Origin of the sequence: Paraburkholderia fungorum (assembly GCF_046026025.1) — a bacterium.
In the GTDB taxonomy this organism is placed as follows: Bacteria; Pseudomonadota; Gammaproteobacteria; order Burkholderiales; family Burkholderiaceae; genus Paraburkholderia; species Paraburkholderia fungorum_E.
The window spans coordinates 1-18469 of record NZ_JAQQFL010000064.1; the positions used below are offsets into that span (position 1 = coordinate 1).

15 protein-coding genes are annotated in these 18469 nt (G+C 64.9%); 11 read left to right on the forward strand and 4 right to left on the reverse strand.

From position 1 onward, the window contains the following. The 6 genes from PQR67_RS37545 to PQR67_RS37570 all read left to right on the forward strand — a co-directional run. Positions 1 to 325, forward strand: a 325-nt coding sequence (locus PQR67_RS37545; RefSeq protein WP_408467843.1) for a phosphopantetheine-binding protein, incomplete at its 5' end; no start/stop codon positions are given. A 52-nt stretch (positions 326 to 377) separates the two neighbouring features. Further along, on the forward strand, positions 378 to 3167 hold the full coding sequence (locus PQR67_RS37550) for a penicillin acylase family protein (protein ID WP_408467844.1): 2790 nt from the start codon (positions 378 to 380) through the stop codon (positions 3165 to 3167). Then, a complete protein-coding gene (locus tag PQR67_RS37555) occupies positions 3164 to 4114 on the forward strand; it encodes an ABC transporter substrate-binding protein (RefSeq protein ID WP_408467845.1) in 951 nt (316 codons plus the stop codon). Before PQR67_RS37550 ends, PQR67_RS37555 begins: the two co-directional genes overlap by 4 nt. Further along, complete coding sequence (gene fhuB, locus PQR67_RS37560; protein WP_408467846.1) at positions 4111 to 6129, forward strand: Fe(3+)-hydroxamate ABC transporter permease FhuB; 2019 nt, start codon at positions 4111 to 4113, stop codon at positions 6127 to 6129. The genes PQR67_RS37555 and fhuB overlap by 4 nt, the downstream gene beginning before the upstream one ends. Before the next feature lie 67 nt (positions 6130 to 6196). Beyond that, on the forward strand, positions 6197 to 7150 hold the full coding sequence (locus PQR67_RS37565) for an ATP-binding cassette domain-containing protein (protein WP_408467847.1): 954 nt from the start codon (positions 6197 to 6199) through the stop codon (positions 7148 to 7150). 31 nt (positions 7151 to 7181) lie between these two features. After that, entirely contained in the window at positions 7182 to 8891 is a 1710-nt protein-coding gene (locus PQR67_RS37570) for a cyclic peptide export ABC transporter (protein WP_408467848.1), read from the forward strand. 112 nt (positions 8892 to 9003) lie between these two features. On the opposite strand, the gene PQR67_RS37575 is transcribed toward PQR67_RS37570, so the two are convergent. Next, the gene (locus PQR67_RS37575; protein WP_408467849.1) at positions 9004 to 9357 is read right to left on the reverse strand and encodes a hypothetical protein; all 354 of its coding nucleotides are present in this window, start codon (positions 9355 to 9357) and stop codon (positions 9004 to 9006) included. 291 nt (positions 9358 to 9648) lie between these two features. Here PQR67_RS37575 and PQR67_RS37580 point away from each other — a divergent pair, with 291 nt between their 5' ends. Beyond that, complete coding sequence (locus PQR67_RS37580) at positions 9649 to 11292, forward strand: tetratricopeptide repeat-containing sulfotransferase family protein (RefSeq protein ID WP_408467850.1); 1644 nt, start codon at positions 9649 to 9651, stop codon at positions 11290 to 11292. Next, positions 11289 to 11861 (forward strand): adenylyl-sulfate kinase, encoded by a 573-nt coding sequence (gene cysC / locus PQR67_RS37585; RefSeq protein WP_408467851.1) that lies wholly within the window; start codon positions 11289 to 11291, stop codon positions 11859 to 11861. Before PQR67_RS37580 ends, cysC begins: the two co-directional genes overlap by 4 nt. 341 nt (positions 11862 to 12202) lie before the next feature. On the opposite strand, the gene PQR67_RS37590 is transcribed toward cysC, so the two are convergent. Continuing rightward, the gene (locus PQR67_RS37590) at positions 12203 to 12415 is read right to left on the reverse strand and encodes a DUF3820 family protein (protein ID WP_006048800.1); all 213 of its coding nucleotides are present in this window, start codon (positions 12413 to 12415) and stop codon (positions 12203 to 12205) included. Between the two features lie 137 nt (positions 12416 to 12552). Here PQR67_RS37590 and PQR67_RS37595 point away from each other — a divergent pair, with 137 nt between their 5' ends. Beyond that, complete coding sequence (locus tag PQR67_RS37595) at positions 12553 to 13605, forward strand: NADP(H)-dependent aldo-keto reductase (protein WP_408467852.1); 1053 nt, start codon at positions 12553 to 12555, stop codon at positions 13603 to 13605. 96 nt (positions 13606 to 13701) lie between these two features. Here PQR67_RS37595 and PQR67_RS37600 read toward each other — a convergent pair whose 3' ends face one another. Both PQR67_RS37600 and PQR67_RS37605 read right to left on the reverse strand, forming a co-directional pair. Beyond that, complete coding sequence (locus PQR67_RS37600; protein WP_408467853.1) at positions 13702 to 14985, reverse strand: MFS transporter; 1284 nt, start codon at positions 14983 to 14985, stop codon at positions 13702 to 13704. A gap of 158 nt (positions 14986 to 15143) precedes the next feature. Then, positions 15144 to 16556: a M20 family metallopeptidase gene (locus tag PQR67_RS37605; protein WP_408467854.1), complete on the reverse strand. Its 1413-nt coding sequence runs from the start codon at positions 16554 to 16556 to the stop codon at positions 15144 to 15146. 235 nt (positions 16557 to 16791) lie between these two features. Between PQR67_RS37605 and PQR67_RS37610 the strand changes: the two genes are divergently transcribed. Together PQR67_RS37610 and PQR67_RS37615 are read left to right on the forward strand one after the other, a co-directional pair. Continuing rightward, positions 16792 to 17751, forward strand: a complete 960-nt coding sequence (locus PQR67_RS37610; RefSeq protein ID WP_408467855.1) for a LysR family transcriptional regulator — start codon at positions 16792 to 16794, stop codon at positions 17749 to 17751. A gap of 192 nt (positions 17752 to 17943) precedes the next feature. Beyond that, a complete protein-coding gene (locus PQR67_RS37615) occupies positions 17944 to 18366 on the forward strand; it encodes a hypothetical protein (protein WP_408467856.1) in 423 nt (140 codons plus the stop codon). Positions 18367 to 18469: the final 103 nt, after the last annotated feature.

Consider the following 18469-nt stretch of genomic DNA (forward strand, 5'->3'; position numbering starts at 1 on the left):
GGCAGACCGCGCCACGACTGACGAGCCGCCTCAAAACCCAACCGAAAGCGCCATCGCGGCAATCTGGCAAGACCTCCTGGGGATCGAGCGGATCAGCCGTCACGACAATTTCTTCGAACTCGGTGGACACTCCTTATTGACGATGAAAGCGCAGCGCGCAATTTTTCGCGGCCTGCAAACCGATATTCCTCTGGCATCCTTGTTCCTGAAACCGACGCTTCACGAAATCGCCGCCGAGTGCGACGCGTTACGTGCGAGCACGCATCGGGAACAGGACGACAATGTCCGCGAGATGAAGTCGCTGCTCGACGAACTGATGGATTAACCCTACGTAATGGACCGTGACGTTGCGCTCACGCAGCGTCACCGGATGGAGCATGCAAAAACTGAAGACCGTACTGGCGCTCGGCGCCGGTGCACTGGCCGCGCTGATCGGCGTAGGCTGCACGACCGGCGCTGCGTTGGGCGAGAAGGGCAGTGTCGCGAACGCCGCCGGCAGTACCACGCGTCCCGAGCACGTCCAGGTGCAGATTCGCCGGATGGCCGACGGCGTGCCGCATATCGAAGCCGCGGACTGGACCAGCCTCGGCTATGGCGTCGGCTTCGCGCAGGCGAGCGACAACCTGTGCACGATGGCCGATGCGTTCGTCACGTATCGCGGCGAACGTTCGCGCTATTTCGGCGCGGACGCGCATCTGCCCTTGCATTCCACGTACGGTCAGCCGAAGAACATCGACGCCGACTTCTTCTTCCGGCTGGTCGATACGAACGAGGTCGTCGAGGCGTACCGGCAGGCGCAACCGCAGCAAATCCGGCAACTGGTGCACGGCTTCGCGGCCGGCTATAACCGGATCGTGCAGTCGGTGCGTGACGGCACCGCACCGGCCCGGCAATATCAGGCATGCCGTGGGCAGGCGTGGTTGACCGATATCACCGAAGCCGACATTTACCGCCGTCTGTACGCTTCGAATCTGGCGGGCGGGTACGCGCAGTTCGTCACCGCGATCGCCACGGCTGCGCCGCCTTCCGGGAACGCTCAAACATCGTCGGCGGATCGGCGGAGCGCGAAGTCCGGCATTCAAACGGCGTCGCTCGATACCGCTGCGCGCGCATTGTCGCAACAGTATTTCCAGGCGGGCGGGCACGTCGGGCTCGGCAGCAACGGCATCGCGTTCGGCGGCGACGCCACGCCCGACGGCCAGCCGTTACTGCTCGGCAATCCTCACTGGTTCTGGCGCGGCCCGGATCGTTTCTATCAGCAGCAACTGACGATTCCCGGCCAACTGAACGTCAGCGGCGCCGGATTTCTCGGCGTTCCGCTCGTGATGATCGGCTTCAACGATTCGGTGGCGTGGACGCATACGGTCTCGAGCGCACGACGTTTCGGCGTGTTCCAGTTGAGCTTGCAGCCCGGCACGCCGACCACGTATCTGTTCGACGGCAAGCCCGAGCCGATGACGGCAGTGCCCCTCACCATCGACGTGCTCGACAGGAACGGCCAGGTGGTCAAACGCACCCGCACGCTGTACCGCACCCGCTTCGGTCCGCTGGTCAATCTCGGCGCCATGTCGCCGGCATTTGCGTGGAACGGTCAGCAGGCCTTCGCGATCCGCGATATCAACGCGGACAACTTCCGGGTGTTCCGCAATTTCCTCGAATGGGATCAGGCGCGCTCGCTCGACGATTTCATCGCGATTCAGCGGCGCCTGGCTGCCGTGCCGTGGGTCAACACGCTCGCGATCGGCCGTGGCGATCGTCGTGCGTGGTACGCGGATATCGGCGCGGTGCCGAACGTCCCCGATGAACTCGCCGCGCAATGCGCGCCGAAGCTTGCGCCCGCGTTCGCCAAGGGCGCGCCGGGCGTGCCGCTGCTCGACGGCTCGCGTTCGTCGTGCAACTGGCGCACCGACGCCGGTTCAGCGCAACCGGGCGCGTTCCCCGCGAGCAGCATGCCGAGCCTGCTGCGCACCGACTACGTCGCGAACATGAACAACAGCTACTGGCTCACTAATCCCGCGCAACCGCTCACCGGCTATCCGAGGATTTTTGGCGGTGCGCCGGAAGCACCCGGATTGCGCGCGCGGCTCGGGCATCTGATGATCGCGCAGCGCATGGCGGGCAGCGACGGCTTGCCGGGACGCGGCGCGACTAGTGCCACGGTACGGAGCCTGTCGTTGAACAGCCGCGTGCTGTCGGCGGAATTGTTCAAGGCGCCGTTGCTGGCGCAGGTGTGTGTGGAGGACAGCGCGCATCGCGTCGAAGTCAGTGTGCCGAATGACGCGGCGGGGACGGCAGCGGGTGCAAATGCAGCGAGCGCGGCAAACACGGCAAACACGGCAAACACGGCAAACACGGCAAACACGGCAAACACGGCAAACACGGCAAACACAGCAAACACAGCAAACACAGCAAACACAGCAAACACAGCAAACACAGCAAACACAGCAAACACAGCAAACACAGCGAGCGCCCCAGGCGCGGAAGCGCCGCGCAAAGTGGATATCGGCGCGGCGTGCCGCGTGCTTCGTGCGTGGGATAACACCGGTGCGACGCAATCGCGCGGTGCGCCATTGTGGGGCGCATTCTGGTCGCGCGCGGAGAAGATCGGCGATGCGAAGCTCTACGCGATCCAGTTCGATCCCGCCGATCCGCTGAACACGCCGCGCGGTTTGCAAACCGATCCGGCGCGGCTCGGCGCGGCGCTTGGCGCGGCCGTGCTCGATCTGCAAAAGCAGGGCGTCGCGACCGATGCGACCACCGGCGATTTATTGTCCGTCACCGAAAACGGCCGCCGCATTCCGCTATACGGCGGCTGCAGCGAAACGGGCTATTTCACGGCCGCGTGCGTATTTGGCGCGAACCGCGCGAAACCCGCCGTCGACGCCACGGACCTGGCCGGCAACAGCTATATGCAAACCGTGGGCTTTGCGCCGCCGGGCGCGCAGGGCGGTCCGGTCGCGTACACGTTGATGGCCGATGGGCAATCCGACGATCCGGGTTCGCCGTATTTCAGCGCGGGCACACTGCGGTATGCGAGCAAGGATTGGCTGCGTATGCCGTTCGCTACCGGTGCCGCGAGCGGCGCACCTGCCGATGCCAACGACAACGACACGATCCGGCTCGATGCAACCCTCGACGGCGGCGCGGCGACAGGAGCGCAGCGATGACGACGCGGCGAGGTTTTCTCGGCGCGCTGACTGTGCCGCTGACCGTGCCACTGTTATTGCCAATTGCAGGCGCATTTGCCCCGACGCTCGCGGCGGCGGGAACCGCGCGCGCGCCGCGTGTCGCGACGCCAGACCGGCCCGGCACCGAAACGCTACTCGCGCTCGATGTGAAGCCGGTGGCGGCCGGCGCGCTCGACGTCTACGCGACGATGGGCGGTTTTCCGCCTTTGCCTGACGGTATCGTCGATTGCGGGTATCCGGCGGAACCGAATCTCGAAGTACTGCGCGAACTGAAGACGTCGCTGATCGTCATCGAAACGATGAGCGCGAGTCTGCGCGCTCTGCTGGAACGGATCGCGCCGGTCTTCGTGCTCGATATCTATTCCGGCGCCGGCCACGCGAATATCGTCGAGCGCGCGAGTGCGGAAATGATGCGGCTCGCGCGGGTCATTGGACGCGAGCGCGAGGGCGCCGCCTATATCGCGCAGCTCGACGCGCGCTTCGCCGAACTGAAAATGAAGCTAGGCGGCGATGCGATCAGCTCGGCGAATCACTCGTCACGCCGCCCCGTGTTCGTCACGCAACTCGATACAGGCGGCAGCAATATTCTCATCTATGCAAAAAACTGCGTTGTGTCCGACGTGATGCAGCGGCTCGGCTTCGTCAATGCATGGCAAGGCAAGACCAACGGCTACGGTTGCGCGGTGGTCGGCGTCGAGCAACTCGCCGTGTCGCCGCAGGCGGAGCTGCTCTACATCGATTACGGTGCGTCGACCCAGGCCGCATTGAATACGCTGACCGGGAGCCCGGTGTGGAGCCGTCTGCCGATGGTTCGCGAAGGCCGCGTGAACCCGATCCAGCCATTCGACGTGTTCGGTTCGCTGCCGAGTGCGCGCCAGTTCGCGGACCACTTTGCTGCGGCGATCACGGCGCGGAGGTCCGCGTGACGCCCGGTCTCGCGGTGGCGCAGCGCGAGCGCGGATCGCTCGCGCATCCGTGGCTGATGGCGGCCGGGCTAGGTGGCGCGGCGCTGGCCGCGACGCTCTGGCTGCTGAGCCTGCAACTGCCGTCCGCGTCCTTGCGCACGCTGTGGCATCTCGCCGATGCGTCGTCCGACGATCTGTCGCTGATCGCGTTGCGTTACGCGACGCTGCCACGGCTGGCCGTCGCGCTGGCAAGCGGCGCGGCGCTCGCGCTGGCAGGCGCGATCTTTCAGCATGTGTTGCGCAATCCGCTCGCGGAACCGACCACGCTCGGGGTGTCGGCGGGGGCCAGCGTGTCGCTGTCGGTCGTCTCGTTGTGGTTTCCGGAACTGCTGATACACGGCCGCGAATGGGTCGCGCTGGCGGGTGCGCTGGCGAGCGTCGGCGTGGTGATGGCGGTCTCGTGGAGCCGCGCGTTCTCGCCTTTGAGCATGATCCTCGGCGGCCTGCTGGTCACGCTGTGCACCGGTGCGTTCACGTCGGTGCTTGCGCTGTTTTTCGGGCAGAGCCTCGTGTCGGTATTCATCTGGCAGAGCGGCGCGTTGAATCAGAACGGCTGGGCGGTCGCGCAATATCTGTTGGCACGGCTCGCTGTGGTCGCGGCCATCGTCGCGCTGATGTCGAACGCGCTCGCCGTGCTCGAACTCGGCGACGAAAGTGCCCGCAGCGTGGGCTTGCCCTTGCGCACGATCCGCGCCGGCGCATTGCTGATCGCATCGATGCTGAGCGCGCTGGTGGTGAGCGCGGTCGGCGTGATCGGCTTTATCGGGCTGGCCGGTCCGGTGCTGGCGCGGCTCGCCGGGGCCCGCACGCTGCGCCAGCGGCTGGTCTGGTCGCCGGTGATCGGCGCGTGCCTGCTGTGGCTCGCTGACGAAGGCGCGCAACTCGCCGGCCGCGTGTTCGTGGAGATTCCGACCGGCGCGGTGACGGCGCTGTTCGGCGCGCCGTTGCTGTTGCTGATGTTGCCGCTCCTGAAAGACGCGGCGTTGCAACCGGCGCCAGGGTCCTACACGTCGTCGGCGCCGCGCAGGTTGCACGCGGGGTGGCTGGTGCTGGCGGCGCTCGCGCTGGTCGTGCTGGCCACGCTGGCGGTGGATTTCAATCGCGGCCTGTCGGGTTGGCGGCTGTTGCAATGGGCCGACGTGCAGCCGCTCTTCGTGTTGCGCGTGCCGCGCGTCGCGGCGGCGCTGGCGGCGGGCGTGATGCTGGCGGTGGCGGGTGTCGTGATCCAGCGGCTGACCGCGAATCCGATGGCGAGCCCTGAAGTGCTCGGTATTTCCTCGGGCGCGTCGCTGGCGTTGATCGCGCTGCTCTTTATCGCGCCGTCGGCGGGACAGGCGGTGCGTGTCGGAACCGGCGCGGCCGGGGCGCTGGCGACACTGCTGGTGATGTTCGCACTCGCGCGCAAAAGCACCTTCTCACCGGAGCGGCTGGTGCTGGTCGGTATCGCGGTGGCGACGGTGACCGGCAGCGTCGTGTCGGTGCTGCTGACAAGCGGCGACCCACGCATGCCGATCCTGCAGGCGTGGATGGCGGGCTCGACCTATCGCGTGCAAAGTGCCGACGCGGTGGCGGCCTGCGTGGTTGCCGCGATCAGCGTCGGCTTGCTGCCGTTCGCGGCGCGCGCCCTCGAGATTCTGTCGCTCGGCGAGCAGTCGGCGCGGGCCATCGGGGTATCGGTGCCGGCGGTGCGGATGGCCTTGCTCGGCCTGTGCGCGCTGGCCACCGCGGCGGCCACCCTGATTGTCGGACCGGTGTCGTTCGTGGGGCTGATGGCGCCGCATATGGCGCGCCTGCTCGGCTTGCGCCGCGCGGTGCCGCAAGCGCTCGCGGGCGCGCTGATCGGGGCCGCGCTGATGGTGCTCGCCGACTGGCTCGGCCGCAATGTGCTGTTCCCGAATCAGGTGCCGGCCGGGTTGCTGGTCGCCTTCATCGGCGGCCCGTATTTTCTGATTCTGATGTGGAAGCAAAAATCATGACGCTCCGATTCATGGTCTCGATGCGCGATGCCGCGCGCGCGACCCGACGTTTTGCAGGAAACAGCCTATGACCCGACCCGCCAATGTGGTTGCGTTGCCCGTGTCCCGCGCGCAAGCGGGCGAAGCGAGCGATATGCCTGACGGCGCGAGTCTCGCCATGGCCGGTTCGAACGGACCGAGAGACGCGCCCGATGCGCCCGATGCGCCCGATGCGCCCGATGCGCCCGATGCGCCCGATGCGCCCGACGTGGCGATTTTCGAGTTGCGCGACGTGAGCTTCGCGTTGCCGGAGCGCACCTTGCTGCGTTCGTTGACCTTGACGCTGCCGGCGCGGCGCGTGATCGGGCTGATCGGCCATAACGGCTCCGGCAAGTCCACACTGATCAAGATTCTCGCGCGGCAGCAGCCGGCCAGCAGCGGTCAGATCCTGTTCGAAGGGAAGCCGCTCGATCAATGGCCGACGCGCGCGTTCGCACAGAAGCTGGCGTATCTGCCGCAGCACACGCCCTCGGCCGCGGGGATTCTGGTGCGCGAACTGGTCGCGTTCGGGCGCTATCCGTGGCGCGGCGCGCTGGGCCGGTTCACCGAGGCCGACCGCGCGAAAGTCGAGGAGGCGATGGCGCTCACCGACGTCACCGGTTTTGCCGACCGGCTGGTCGATACGCTGTCGGGCGGCGAGCGTCAGCGCGTTTGGCTGGCGATGCTGATCGCGCAGGACGCCGACTATCTATTGCTCGACGAACCGATCTCCGCGCTCGACGTCGCGCATCAGGTCGAGGTGCTGTCATTGGTGCAGCGGCTGTCGACGGAACGCGGCATCGGCATCATCGTCGTGCTCCACGACGTCAACATGGCGGCCCGCTATTGCGATGAAATCGTCGCGCTGCACGGTGGCAAGCTGATCGCGCAAGGCACGCCGGAAGAGATCCTGACGCCCGCGCAATTGCAGGCGATCTACGGCATTTCAATGGGCGTGATGCGCCATCCCGACACCGGCGAGCCGGTAAGTTACGTACGCTGAACGCCGCACGGCTCTTACAATGAAGAAAGCGATGACATCCAACTCCACCTCGACCTCCACGGCACGCGCGGCTGATGCGAAACCCGGTCTCTCGCACGAACTGATTCGCCTGCTACGTCCGTTCTGGCGCGTGACGCTGTTTGCAACCCTGATGGGCGGCATTGGCGGCTTGTCCACCGCATGGCTGCTGGCGACCATCAACGACGGGCTGCATGCGCCCGGCGGCGCGAGCGGGCACACCATCGCGCTGTTCGTCGTGCTCTGTCTCGTCACGCTGGCGGGACGCGCGGCGGCCGGGGTCGGCAACAGCATGATCGGGCAGCAGATCATCGCCGCGCTGCGCAAGGACATTTCCGCGCGGATCGTCTGTGCGCCGATTGCGGCAATCGAGCGCTACAAGGTGCACCGGCTGATCGCGACGCTGAACGGCGATGTCGATACCGTCAGCGCGTTCACGTTCAACTTCTCCGGATTCGCGATTGCCTTCGCGATCGTGCTGGGCTGCATCGTCTATATGCTGGTGCTGTCGCCGCTGCTGTTCGTGCTCGCGGCGGTCGCGATCGTGCTCGGGCTGCTCTTCAACCGCAATGCGTCGCGCCGCTGGACGCGCCATTACGAAGGCGTGCGAGGCGCGCAGGACGAATTGCAGAAGCAGTACCGCGCGATCACCGAAGGCGCGAAGGAGTTGCGTCTGAATCGTGCGCGGCGCGAGCGGGTGTACGGCGCGCAACTATCCGGCGCGGCCGATACGATCGCCGATCTGAAGACGCGCGCGATGCGCCTGTTCTGGGCCACCGACGCCGCGAGTTCGACGCTGTTTTTTGCGGTGATCGGCGTGCTGCTGGTGGCGCAATACCGGCTCGGGGTCGATCCGCGCGTGATTAGCGGATTCGTGATCGTGCTGCTGTACGTGCGCGGCCCGGTCGATCAACTGGCGAGCGCGTTGCCTGCGCTCGGTCAGGCGCAGGTGTCGTTCCGGCGGATCGCGGAGCTGAGCTCGCAATTCACGAGCCGCGAGCCGTATCTGCTCGACGATAGAGAAGGGCAGGCGCAGGAACCTCTGACGATGCATGAGGACATCACGCTGCGCGCGGCGAGCTATACGTATGCATCGAATGGCGATGTCGTGCCGTTCAGTCTCGGTCCGGTCGATCTGACGATCCAGCGCGGCGAGACGCTGTTTATCGTCGGCGAAAACGGTTGCGGCAAGACCACGCTGATCAAACTGCTGCTCGGCTTGTACAGTCCGAGCCCGGGTCAGTTGCTGCTCGACGGCGCGCCGGTTCCGGCCGAACAGATCGACGCTTACCGGCAGATGTTTTCCGCGGTGTTCTCCGATTACTACCTGTTCGACGACCTCGTCGCGCGCGACCCGGAAATGATCGCGCGCGCGCAGACGTGGCTCGAACATCTGGAGATTGCGCACAAGGTGAAGGTCAGCGACGGCGTGTTTTCGACGATCGATCTGTCGGCGGGGCAGCGCAAACGGCTCGCGCTCGTGCATGCGATGCTCGAAGAACGGCCGGTGATGATGTTCGACGAATGGGCCGCCGATCAGGACCCAACCTTCCGCCGCGTGTTTTACAGCGAGTTCCTGCCTGAGTTGAAGCGGCAGGGCAAGACGCTGATCGTGATCTCGCACGACGACAGGTTCTTCGATACGGCCGACCGGGTGATCCGGCTGGCAGGCGGCAAGATCGTGGAAACGACGACGGGAATCGAGCTCGCGCGGGAGGGATGATCTTAAGGCGCCGCCTACGGATTGGCGGCGCCGCGCGGACGATTGATCGGGTCGCCCCGCTTATTGATAGCAATTCTCATTAGGGTGACAGGGATACGCCGAACTGCCGGCGTCAATGCCCGTGACCGCCCTGGCCGCCGCCGCTGCTCCACGAGCTGCCACCACCGCCGCCGCCGTGGCCGCCACCGCCGTGCCAGCCGCCGCTCCCACCGTGCCAACCGCCCCCGTGCCACCCGCCGCCGTGCCAGTAGCCGTCATGCCCATGGTAGTAACAGCATGAGCCGCCCCAGCCGCCCCAGATGTCGACCGTGCCATAAGCCGGACCGTATGGACCGTACGGTCCATACGCGTAACCATAGCCGGGATAGTAATAGGGGTACCCGTAGCCATACCCCGGGGCGACCGCGCAACCGGCGAGCGTTGCCGCCACAGCCAGCAGCGCGACTGATGCAATAAGCCTGCTCACGATTTTCTCCCGCCTCCTCGTATAAGAATCAGAAAAACGGTGTGCCCTGGAGTTCAGCGGGATTTGTGTCCGCAAATTACCGCTCGCAAGCGTCACGACGCCGCCATGAGGTCTGTGCGACGATCCAACGCCATAGCGGTCGCGCGTTGCGGCAAGTCTTCCAGACTATGACAGAGTCATCTCCCTGTAACAGTTCGTTAAATATTCGAAACGTAACTGTAGGGCGCGCCTGATACTTTCGCGTCAGACAATTCCCCCTTTGAATCCAGACCCTGCTTGTGCAGACGCTGGATGAAGAAGAACGTACCCCACATTGCCGGGCCGCCTGATGCGAAGCCTGCAAAAAACTGGCCGTCAATGAAGCACGATCCACAGCCAGCGACCGCCTCAGAATGGCGCGCCGAAGGCGACGCCTGCGTCGCTCGCGGCGACCTCCAGGCCGCACTGCACTGTTTCGAAGCAGCGCACACGCTCGATCCTACCGACTGCGCCGTCCTCGAGCACCTTGCGGGGACGCTCGCCGTGCTGAACCGCTTTTCCGAAGCCGTGGTTCGCTATCACGAGGCCATCGCGCTCGATCCGCTCAATACCAATTTACGTCACGGCCTCGGCTGGTCGCTCGAGCAGATGCATCGGCTCGAGCAGGCGGTCGACGCCTATCGCGAAGCAGTCCGGCTGACTTCGAAGGCCGACGGCTCGTACAACAACATGGGCAACTGCCTGCAGGCGCTGGGCCGTTTCGACGAGTCGCACGAAGCCTATCGCCGCGCGATCGAAGCCGCTCCGCAGGTGCCGCTGTATTACCGCAACTTCGTGCAATCCAAGCGCCTTGCCGCCGACGACCCGGTGTTCGCCGAACTCGAGCGATTCGCCGGCAATGTCGCAACGCTTACGCCCGCCAATCAGGCGGAGATTCACTTCGCCTATGGTCAGGCGTTGTCGGATGTGGGCCGCAACGATGCCTCGTTCGATCACTTCCTGAAGGGCAACGCCTTGTACCGTGCCGGCGTGCGTTATGACGAAGCCGCGTCGCTCGGCCTGTTCGCGCACTTGCCCGAGCTCCTGACCGCAGAGGTGCTGGAGGCCAAACGCGGTCTTGGCGATCCCTCCGACGCGCCGATTTTTATTGTCGGCATGCCGCGCTCCGGTTCGACCCTGATCGAACAGATACTCGCGAGTCATCCGCAGGTGCTCGGCATGGGCGAGCGCACGGACTTCGGCGAGGCGCTGGTGAATTGCATTGGCCGCGATTTAAACGACCCGTTGCGCATCGATATCGAAGCATTGCAGGGCGTCGGCGCCGCGCCATTGCGTACTTTAGGCGCCGACTATTTGCGCCGCATGCGCATGCCGCTGCCCGAGACGCAAACCTCGGCGTCCGGCCACCCGCGCTTCACCGACAAATATCCGTTCAACTTCATCAATGTCGGGCTGATCCATCTGGCGTTGCCGAACGCGCGCTTCATTCATAGCAGCCGCTCGCCGTTGCAAAGCTGTCTGTCGATTTTTTCCCGAATTTTTCATGACGTACCGTTCAGTTACGATCTAGGTGAACTGGGCCGCTACTACCGCGCGTACGACGCACTGATGGGGCATTGGCAACGCGTGTTGCCCGAGGGCACGATGATTGAAATCAAATACGAAGAACTGGTCGACGATCTCGAAGGCAATGTCCGGCGGTTGCTCGCGCATTGCGGGCTCGACTGGGACGAGCGCTGTCTGTCGTTTCACCAGACCGCGCGGCAGGTGAACACGGCCAGCGCGGCACAGGTGCGCCGCCCGATCTACAAGACGTCGGTACGGCGCTGGCAGCCGCGCCAGGCGCTGCTACAACCTTTGTTCGACGGTCTCGAACCGGCGTTGGCGCCGGCCGGCAGCTTCAGCGCGCCTTCGGCGGATACCGGGGCGCCGGCAATTGATACGGAGAAGTCATGAGCACAATTCACGGGGCCGTCATATGGATGACCGGTTTGTCCGGCGCCGGTAAATCGACCCTCGCCGACGCGTTGCACCTGCGTCTGAAAGGAGCAGGGCAAGCCTCGGTGGTGCTCGACGGCGACGTGCTGCGGCGCGGCCTGACCGCCGGTCTCGGCTTTACACCGGAAGATCGCGCCGAAAATCTGCGGCGGGTCGCGCATGTCGCGGAACTGTTCATGCAGCAGGGCTTTATCGCGATTGCCGCGGTGATCTCGCCCGAGCATGAACATCGGCGCATGGCTCGCGAGATCGTGGGCGAAGGGTTCGTCGAGGTCTACGTGAATGCGCCGCTGACGGTGTGCGAGGCGCGCGATGTCAAAGGCCTCTACGCGCGTGCGCGGCGTGGCGAGATTCCTAATTTCACCGGCATCTCCGGGCCGTATGATGTGCCGCTCGACCCCGATGTCATGATCGAAACCGATCGGCTGTCGATCGAAGAAGCGGTGGACCGCCTGCTCGTGCACCTGGTCGCCATGGGTTGCCTGCCCAGAGAAAGCGGGCTCGGCAGGCCCCGCCTCGCAAAATAGCCGGCGCGCGCCCGTAACGTGTGTCGGGCGCGCAAATTTTTTACCAGGCACTGGGCATTTCGCTATACCTTTCCGGCTACTCGTGGACGAATAGGGTGATGCGTCGATGCCGACATTGTCGATAGGAAAAATCAGGCCGAACGCCGAAACGCTGGTTCTGGCGGCCGATCTGGCCGGCACGGTGGTTTTCGCGATCGAGGGCGCGCTCAGTGCGATGCGCGGCGGCCTCGACCTGCTGGGTGTGATGGTCATCTCGTTTGTCGCGGCGCTTGGCGGTGGCGTGCTTCATCCTGCGCGTGCTTGCCGTGACCTACGGCTGGCATCTGCCGAAGGCGACGCTCTCAGCGCTTGCGTAAAGGCTCGATCAGCGACGACAGACCGTTGTGATCGATCTCGTGCATCAAGGCCAGCAGACGGCCGATTTCGCCGGGCGGGAAGCCCTGGCTCGCAAACCAGTTCAGATAGTGGCCAGGCAGATCCGCGATCAGCCGGCCTTTGTATTTTCCATACGGCATCACGCGCGTGACCAGCAGTTCGAGGTGTTCGGGATTCATCGCAGACGGGTTGACGGAAAGTTCGTTGAGCGCGGTAGTGTGAGCGGCTGCTGAAGCAGCATTTTAGCCGCGCTGCAGGCATTGCGCCGGCATGGTAACGTCGGCGCTTTCTCTTTATATACAACAGGACAGGTTCAATGGAATACCGCAGACTCGGCGACTCGGATGTGAAGGTTAGCCTGATCGGTCTCGGCACCATGACGTGGGGCGAGCAGAACACCGAGCAGGAAGCGCACGCGCAGATCGATTACGCGCTCGACCAGGGCGTCAATCTGATCGACGCGGCGGAAATGTACCCGGTGCCGCCGCGCCCCGAGACGCAAGGCTCGACCGAGCGCTATATCGGCACGTGGATCGCGCAGCATCGCGGCGCGCGCGAGAAGATCGTGCTGGCCACCAAGATCGCCGGCCCGGCCCGTCAGCCGCACAACCCGCGCCATATTCGCGGCGAAGGCAACCAGTTCGACCGCAAGAATCTGACCGAAGCGCTGAACGACAGCCTGAAGCGGCTGCAAACGGATTACGTCGATCTATACCAGTTGCACTGGCCGGATCGCAGCACGATGACGTTCGGCCGCCCCGCCTATCCGTGGGTCGACGACGCGTACACGGTGCCGATCGAAGAAACGCTGTCGGTGCTCGCCGAATTCGTCAAGGCAGGCAAGATTCGCCATATCGGCGTGTCGAACGAAACGCCATGGGGTGTCGCGCAGTTTCTGCGCGCGGCGGAGAAGCTCGGCTTGCCGCGCATTGTCAGCATCCAGAACCCGTATAGCCTGCTGAACCGCACGTACGAAGCGGGGCTGTCCGAGTACGCCCATCGCGACAATCTCGGCTTGCTCGCCTACTCGCCGCTGGCCTTCGGCTGGCTGTCCGGCAAGTATGAAGGCGGCGCGCGTCCGGCCGGCGCCCGCATTTCGCTGTTCGAGCGCTTTCAACGCTACAGCAAGCCGCAGGCGGTTCAGGCCACCACGCGTTATGTGGAACTGGCGAAGCGCCACGGCTTGTCGCCCGCGCAGTTTGCGCTGGCCTTCGTCAACAGCCGGCCGTTCCTGACGAGCAATCTGATTGGCGCGACATCGCTCGATCAGTTGAAGGAAAACATCGCCAGCGCCGAGGTGAAACTCTCGCCGGAAGCGCTCGCGGAGATCGACAAGCTGCATGAACTGCAGCCTAATCCGGCGCCATAACGCCGTTGTGGGGCAAGCAAGGCGAATGCATCCACTTTGCTTGCCCCGAACGTAATCAACCTCGCCCACACTCGATCAAACCTCGATCAAACTCGCTCAGCGAATCTTCAGCTTCGAGCGCACCGCGTAGAGCGCCAGCAAACTCACCACCGCGCAGAACATCAGATAGAAGCCGGGCGCGAGCTTATTGCCGCTCGCGTCGATCAGCCAGGTGATCACGAAGGGCGCAAAGCCACCGAACACCGTCACGCCGATGTTGTAGCTGGCCGCAAGGCCGGTTGCGCGCGTCTGCGTCGGGAAAATTTCCGACATCAGCGCGGGCAGCGCACCGAAGTAGGTCGCCTTCAATGCGCCGATCCAGATCAAGGCCAGCAACATCGTGGCAAACGACGGATGCGCGTTCATATACATGAAGGCCGGGTAGACCGTCAGCAACATCAGCGTCGCCGCCACCGCCATGATGCGGATTCGCCCCGCGCTGTCTGACAGGTGGCCGGCGAACGGCGTCAACACCGTCAGCACCACGCCCGTCGCGAGCGTGGCGGCGAAACCGGTCGAGGCGGGCAGATGCAGTTGCTTGATCGCGTAGGTCGGCATGTACAGGATCATGTAGTTGGCGGCGGTGGAAATCACCAGCGAGCCGACCGCGAGCAGCATGCGGACCTTCTGCGTGCCGAACAGATCGCGCAGCGGCGTGCGCGTTTTGGGTTCCGTGCCGAACTCGGCGCCTTCGTCCACGTAACGGCGAATATAGAAACCGACCGGGCCGATCACGAGGCCGAACAGAAACGGAATCCGCCAGCCCCACGATTCGAGTTGCGCCGCCGTGAGCTGGCTCGTCAGCAAGGCGCCGAAACCGGAGGCGAGCAGCGTCGCGAGGCCTTGGCTCGCGAATTGCCAACTGCCCATGAAGCCGCGCCGCTCGGGCGCATGCTCGACCAGAAACGCGGTGGAGGCGCCGAATTCGCCGCCCGCGGAGAATCCCTGAACCAGCCGCGACAGCATGATGCCGGCCGGCGCCCACAAACCGATCGCGGCATACGGGGGCATCACGGCGATCGTTAGCGTGCCGATCATCATCAAACCGATCGACAGCAGCAGCGAGGCCTTGCGGCCCGCGCGATCCGCGAGTGAACCGAGCACGAATCCGCCGAGTGGGCGGATCAGGTAGGAGATGCCGAAGGTGCCGAGCGTGAGCATCAGCGAAATCGCTTCGGTGCGCGCCGGGAAGAATAGCTTCGCGATCGTGACCGCGAAGAAACCGTAGACGACGAGGTCGAACCATTCAAGCGCATTGCCGATCGACGCCGCGAGAATGATGCGATGGACTTTCGCGGCGGACGGCCGCGCAGCGCTGGCTTGCAGGGTAGACGTGATCATCGTGGGCGTGCCTTGTGGCGGATACGGCTGGCAGGGAACTGCGGGTGCAGAGCGGATCGAGACCGAACGGGCGGCGAATGGGCGGCGAACGTGCTGTGTCGATCGCTCAGGTTGCCCGTTCAGGCTGCCCGCTCAGGCTGCTGATTCAGGCTGCTCGTTCAGGTCGCGGCTTGCGGATGCGTCGTGCCGGCGTGCGGCGCGTTCTCGCCAAGATCCCAGAACAATCCCGCCATGATCTGCAGACCCTCGCGCACCACGGGTCCGAGCAGATGTTCGTTCGGCGCGTGCTGCGAGCAGGCCGGGTACGAATGCGGCACCCAGATGGTCGGCAGGCCGAGCGTGTCGGCGAAGACTTCGTTGGGCAGCGTGCCGCCGAGATTGGGCAGAACGGCGGTTTTCTTGCCGGTGGTCTGTTCGAGCGAGGCGATGGCCCACGTCACCCACGGGTCGTCGGGATCCAGACGGGTGGCCGGCGCACCGCGCTCGACGTCGATCTCGACCAGCGAAAAACCCCGCGCGTCCAGATGGGCGCGCAGATGCTGCACCAGGTTTTGCCAGTCGGTGCCGACCACGAAGCGCAACTGGCAATGCGCGAACGCCGACGACGGAATCGCATTGACCGGGTTCTCGGGATTGCCCGCCTTGAAGGCCAGCACCTCGAAGCTGTTCCAGCCGAACACACGTTCTGGCGGCGTGAGGCCGGGCTCGCCCCAGTTGTCGTCGACGGCCGGGTCGCCGGGGCCGCCGCCTACCGTGATACCGGCGAGCGCCCGGCGCACCGCCTCGGGAATCGGCGGCGGACGCAAGCCGTGGACAGCGATCACGCCGCGCGCGTCGACCAGACTGGCGAGTGCGTTTGCCAGCACGGTGGCGGGGTTGCGCAGCAGGCCACCCCAGTTGCCCGAGTGGTGCGCGCCGTCGCGCAGATTCAGCGAGAGCCTGAAGTTCACCGAGCCCCGCGAGCCGAGGAAGACGGTGGGGCGGCGCGCGGCGAGGCGCGGACCGTCGGAGGCGATCAGCACGTCCGCGGCCAGTTCCTGTTTGTGGTGGTGGCAGATCGCGTCGAGCCCCGGCGAGCCGGTTTCCTCGCCCATCTCGATCAGCAGCTTCGCGTTGAAGCCGAGCTTGCCGCCGCGCGCGGCCAGCACGCTCGCGAGCGCCGCGAGGTTGATGGAGTGCTGGCCCTTGTTGTCGGCGGTGCCCCGGCCATACCAGCGTTCGCCTTCGACGGTCACGGCCCACGGCGTCAGCGGCGCGCGCCACTGGCTGTCGTAGCCGCGCACGACGTCGCCGTGGCCATAGATCAGCACGGTAGGCAGGTGATCGTCTTCGTGGCGATTGGCGAACAGGAACGGCCCGGACCCTTGCGCCGGGTTGTCGACGATGCGCGTGCTGAAGCCGAGCCCTTCGGCTTCGGGCGCGATTTCACCGGTCAGATACGAAAGCAGCGTGGCGGCCCGGTCGCTTTCCTGGCTCTCGGTGCGAAAGCCGACGCGACGGTTGAGGTTCTCGAGAAAGGCGCCGGATTCGAAATGATGGGTGGCGTGTTCGATGGCCTGGTTGCGGCTCATGGTTGTCTCCGATGCGGATGCGGGGAATGGCGGCGATGTGGCGGCGATGTGGCGGCGACGTGGCGTCTAGCGTGGCACGTCTGCTTCGCGGCCATCAGCTTCGAAACGATTCTAGGAGGCCGTTATTTTTGTCACAATGATCGTGTTTCGAAACTTGCGTTGCCGAAAAGGCAAAGCTGGTCACCTCGGCGCGCGCTCGCATACGGTCGCGCGCCCACCCGCAGAGGCATCGTTCATGGCACTTTCATTGCACGGCATCGCATTGCGCTACTTTGTCGAAGTGGCCCGCACCGGTTCGATCAGCGACGCATCCGCGCGGCTGCATGTGGCCGTTTCGGCGATCAGCCGGCAGATCGCCCGGCTCGAAAGCGATCTCGGCGTCGCGCTGTTCGAGCGCCGGCCGCGCGGCATGTCGCTCTCCGAGGCGGGCGAGCGCCTGCTTGCTTACGCGCAGCGCAGCCTGCTCGAGGCGGAGCACGTGATGCGGGAGATCGGCGGCCTCGAGGCCTTGCACGGCAGCATGATCAAGGTCGCCAGTTCAGAGGGGTTCGCCGCGGATTTTCTGCCCAGCGCCATGGCGGCGTTCCGCGGCCTCTACCCGGGGACCGACTTCACGCTCTCCGTGGTGCCGCCGGGCGAAGCGACCCGCCGGGTGCGCGATGGCGACGCCGATCTCGCGCTGACGTTCAGTCTCGCGCCGGAAAAGGGTGTCAAGGTCGAACACACCGAGCGCGCGCCGGTGCTGGCGCTGCTGCGCGCCGATCATCCGCTGGCTGCAAGGGCGAGGGTGTCGCTTGCCGATCTGCGGCGCTATCCACTGGTGCTGCCGGAGCCCGGCACGACGATCCGGCAGTTGATCGACATTACCTGTGCGCTTGAAGGCGTGTTGCTCGAGCCCGATCTCACCAGCAACAATAGCGGCGCGATGTACCGCTACGCGCAGAAGTCCGGGGCGATCATGTTCACCGGGCTGTTATCGGTTCGCGACCGTTATGTCAGCGACGGCTTCGTCGCGATACCGCTGGCACACCCGCAGATGCGTCAGCGCAGCATCCAGGTGCAGACGATGGCCGGCCGGGAGTTGCCGCCGTCGGTCAAGGCGTTCCGCGACCATCTGATCGCCGAAATCGGCGGCGTGAAGCCCGCGGATGCTGCAGCGCCGAAGTCGCCCCGAAAGCGCGGCAAGGCCCATTGAAAGGCAAATCTCCCTGCCGGACGGCAAATCACGACCTAAACTGTGGTGACGGGGCGGGCTGGCCGGCCTTTACGGCGCGGCTCGTGATGCTGGAGCCCACACCAGTGGTAGGATTCAGCCCGAAAAACGGAGAGCGGTACGCCACGAATGGGCGTGCCGTGCATAACAGTGCGATAGGAATCAGGACATCGAATGGCGCAACAAAAAACCAACCCAAAACTTGAGCAGGCGCTGACGCGCGGGGATCTTGCAATTCGCCAGGCCAACTCGGCGCGGGCGACCGCGTTGCTACGCGCGCTGGGCAAGATGATCGCCGAGGCGTCGGCGACGATCGGCGTGGAGGCTTTCACGCTGATTCCGGAAGGTGACAAGATTTACGATCCCACCGATGGGCTTTGGCCACAGGAATTGCTGGTTTCGCTCGACGGGCCCGTTGAGGAGTCGGATCCGGATGAGGTTCGGACCGTGCGGTTGATTGCCGATGATCCGGCTACGGTGTTCCGGGTTGAGTGGCAGCGGGCGGATGGGAAGATTGGACGGCAGGATGGGGGGCCGTTTGCTACTGTTGCTTTTATTTCTGATGTGGATATTCCGTGGACGGATGATGAGGATTGAGGGTGGGCTTTTCTTGTTCTGATTTTTTTGGCCTTTTCTTGATTTGTTAGTGGTCTATTGGTGTTGCCCCTGTGCGGGGCGGCACTTACTTTCTTTGCCGCCG

What these genes read in the sequence shown, in the direction of transcription:
- PQR67_RS37550 (WP_408467844.1), top strand. Translation starts at nt 378, where the DNA reads ATGCAAAAACTGAAGACCGTACTGGCGCTCGGCGCCGGTGCACTGGCC.
- PQR67_RS37555 (WP_408467845.1), top strand. Translation starts at nt 3,164, where the DNA reads ATGACGACGCGGCGAGGTTTTCTCGGCGCGCTGACTGTGCCGCTGACC.
- PQR67_RS37565 (WP_408467847.1), top strand. Translation starts at nt 6,197, where the DNA reads ATGACCCGACCCGCCAATGTGGTTGCGTTGCCCGTGTCCCGCGCGCAA.
- PQR67_RS37570 (WP_408467848.1), top strand. Translation starts at nt 7,182, where the DNA reads ATGACATCCAACTCCACCTCGACCTCCACGGCACGCGCGGCTGATGCG.
- PQR67_RS37580 (WP_408467850.1), top strand. Translation starts at nt 9,649, where the DNA reads ATGAAGAAGAACGTACCCCACATTGCCGGGCCGCCTGATGCGAAGCCT.
- cysC (WP_408467851.1), top strand. Translation starts at nt 11,289, where the DNA reads ATGAGCACAATTCACGGGGCCGTCATATGGATGACCGGTTTGTCCGGC.
- PQR67_RS37590 (WP_006048800.1), bottom strand. Translation starts at nt 12,415, where the DNA reads ATGAATCCCGAACACCTCGAACTGCTGGTCACGCGCGTGATGCCGTAT.
- PQR67_RS37595 (WP_408467852.1), top strand. Translation starts at nt 12,553, where the DNA reads ATGGAATACCGCAGACTCGGCGACTCGGATGTGAAGGTTAGCCTGATC.
- PQR67_RS37600 (WP_408467853.1), bottom strand. Translation starts at nt 14,985, where the DNA reads ATGATCACGTCTACCCTGCAAGCCAGCGCTGCGCGGCCGTCCGCCGCG.
- PQR67_RS37605 (WP_408467854.1), bottom strand. Translation starts at nt 16,556, where the DNA reads ATGAGCCGCAACCAGGCCATCGAACACGCCACCCATCATTTCGAATCC.
- PQR67_RS37610 (WP_408467855.1), top strand. Translation starts at nt 16,792, where the DNA reads ATGGCACTTTCATTGCACGGCATCGCATTGCGCTACTTTGTCGAAGTG.
- PQR67_RS37615 (WP_408467856.1), top strand. Translation starts at nt 17,944, where the DNA reads ATGGCGCAACAAAAAACCAACCCAAAACTTGAGCAGGCGCTGACGCGC.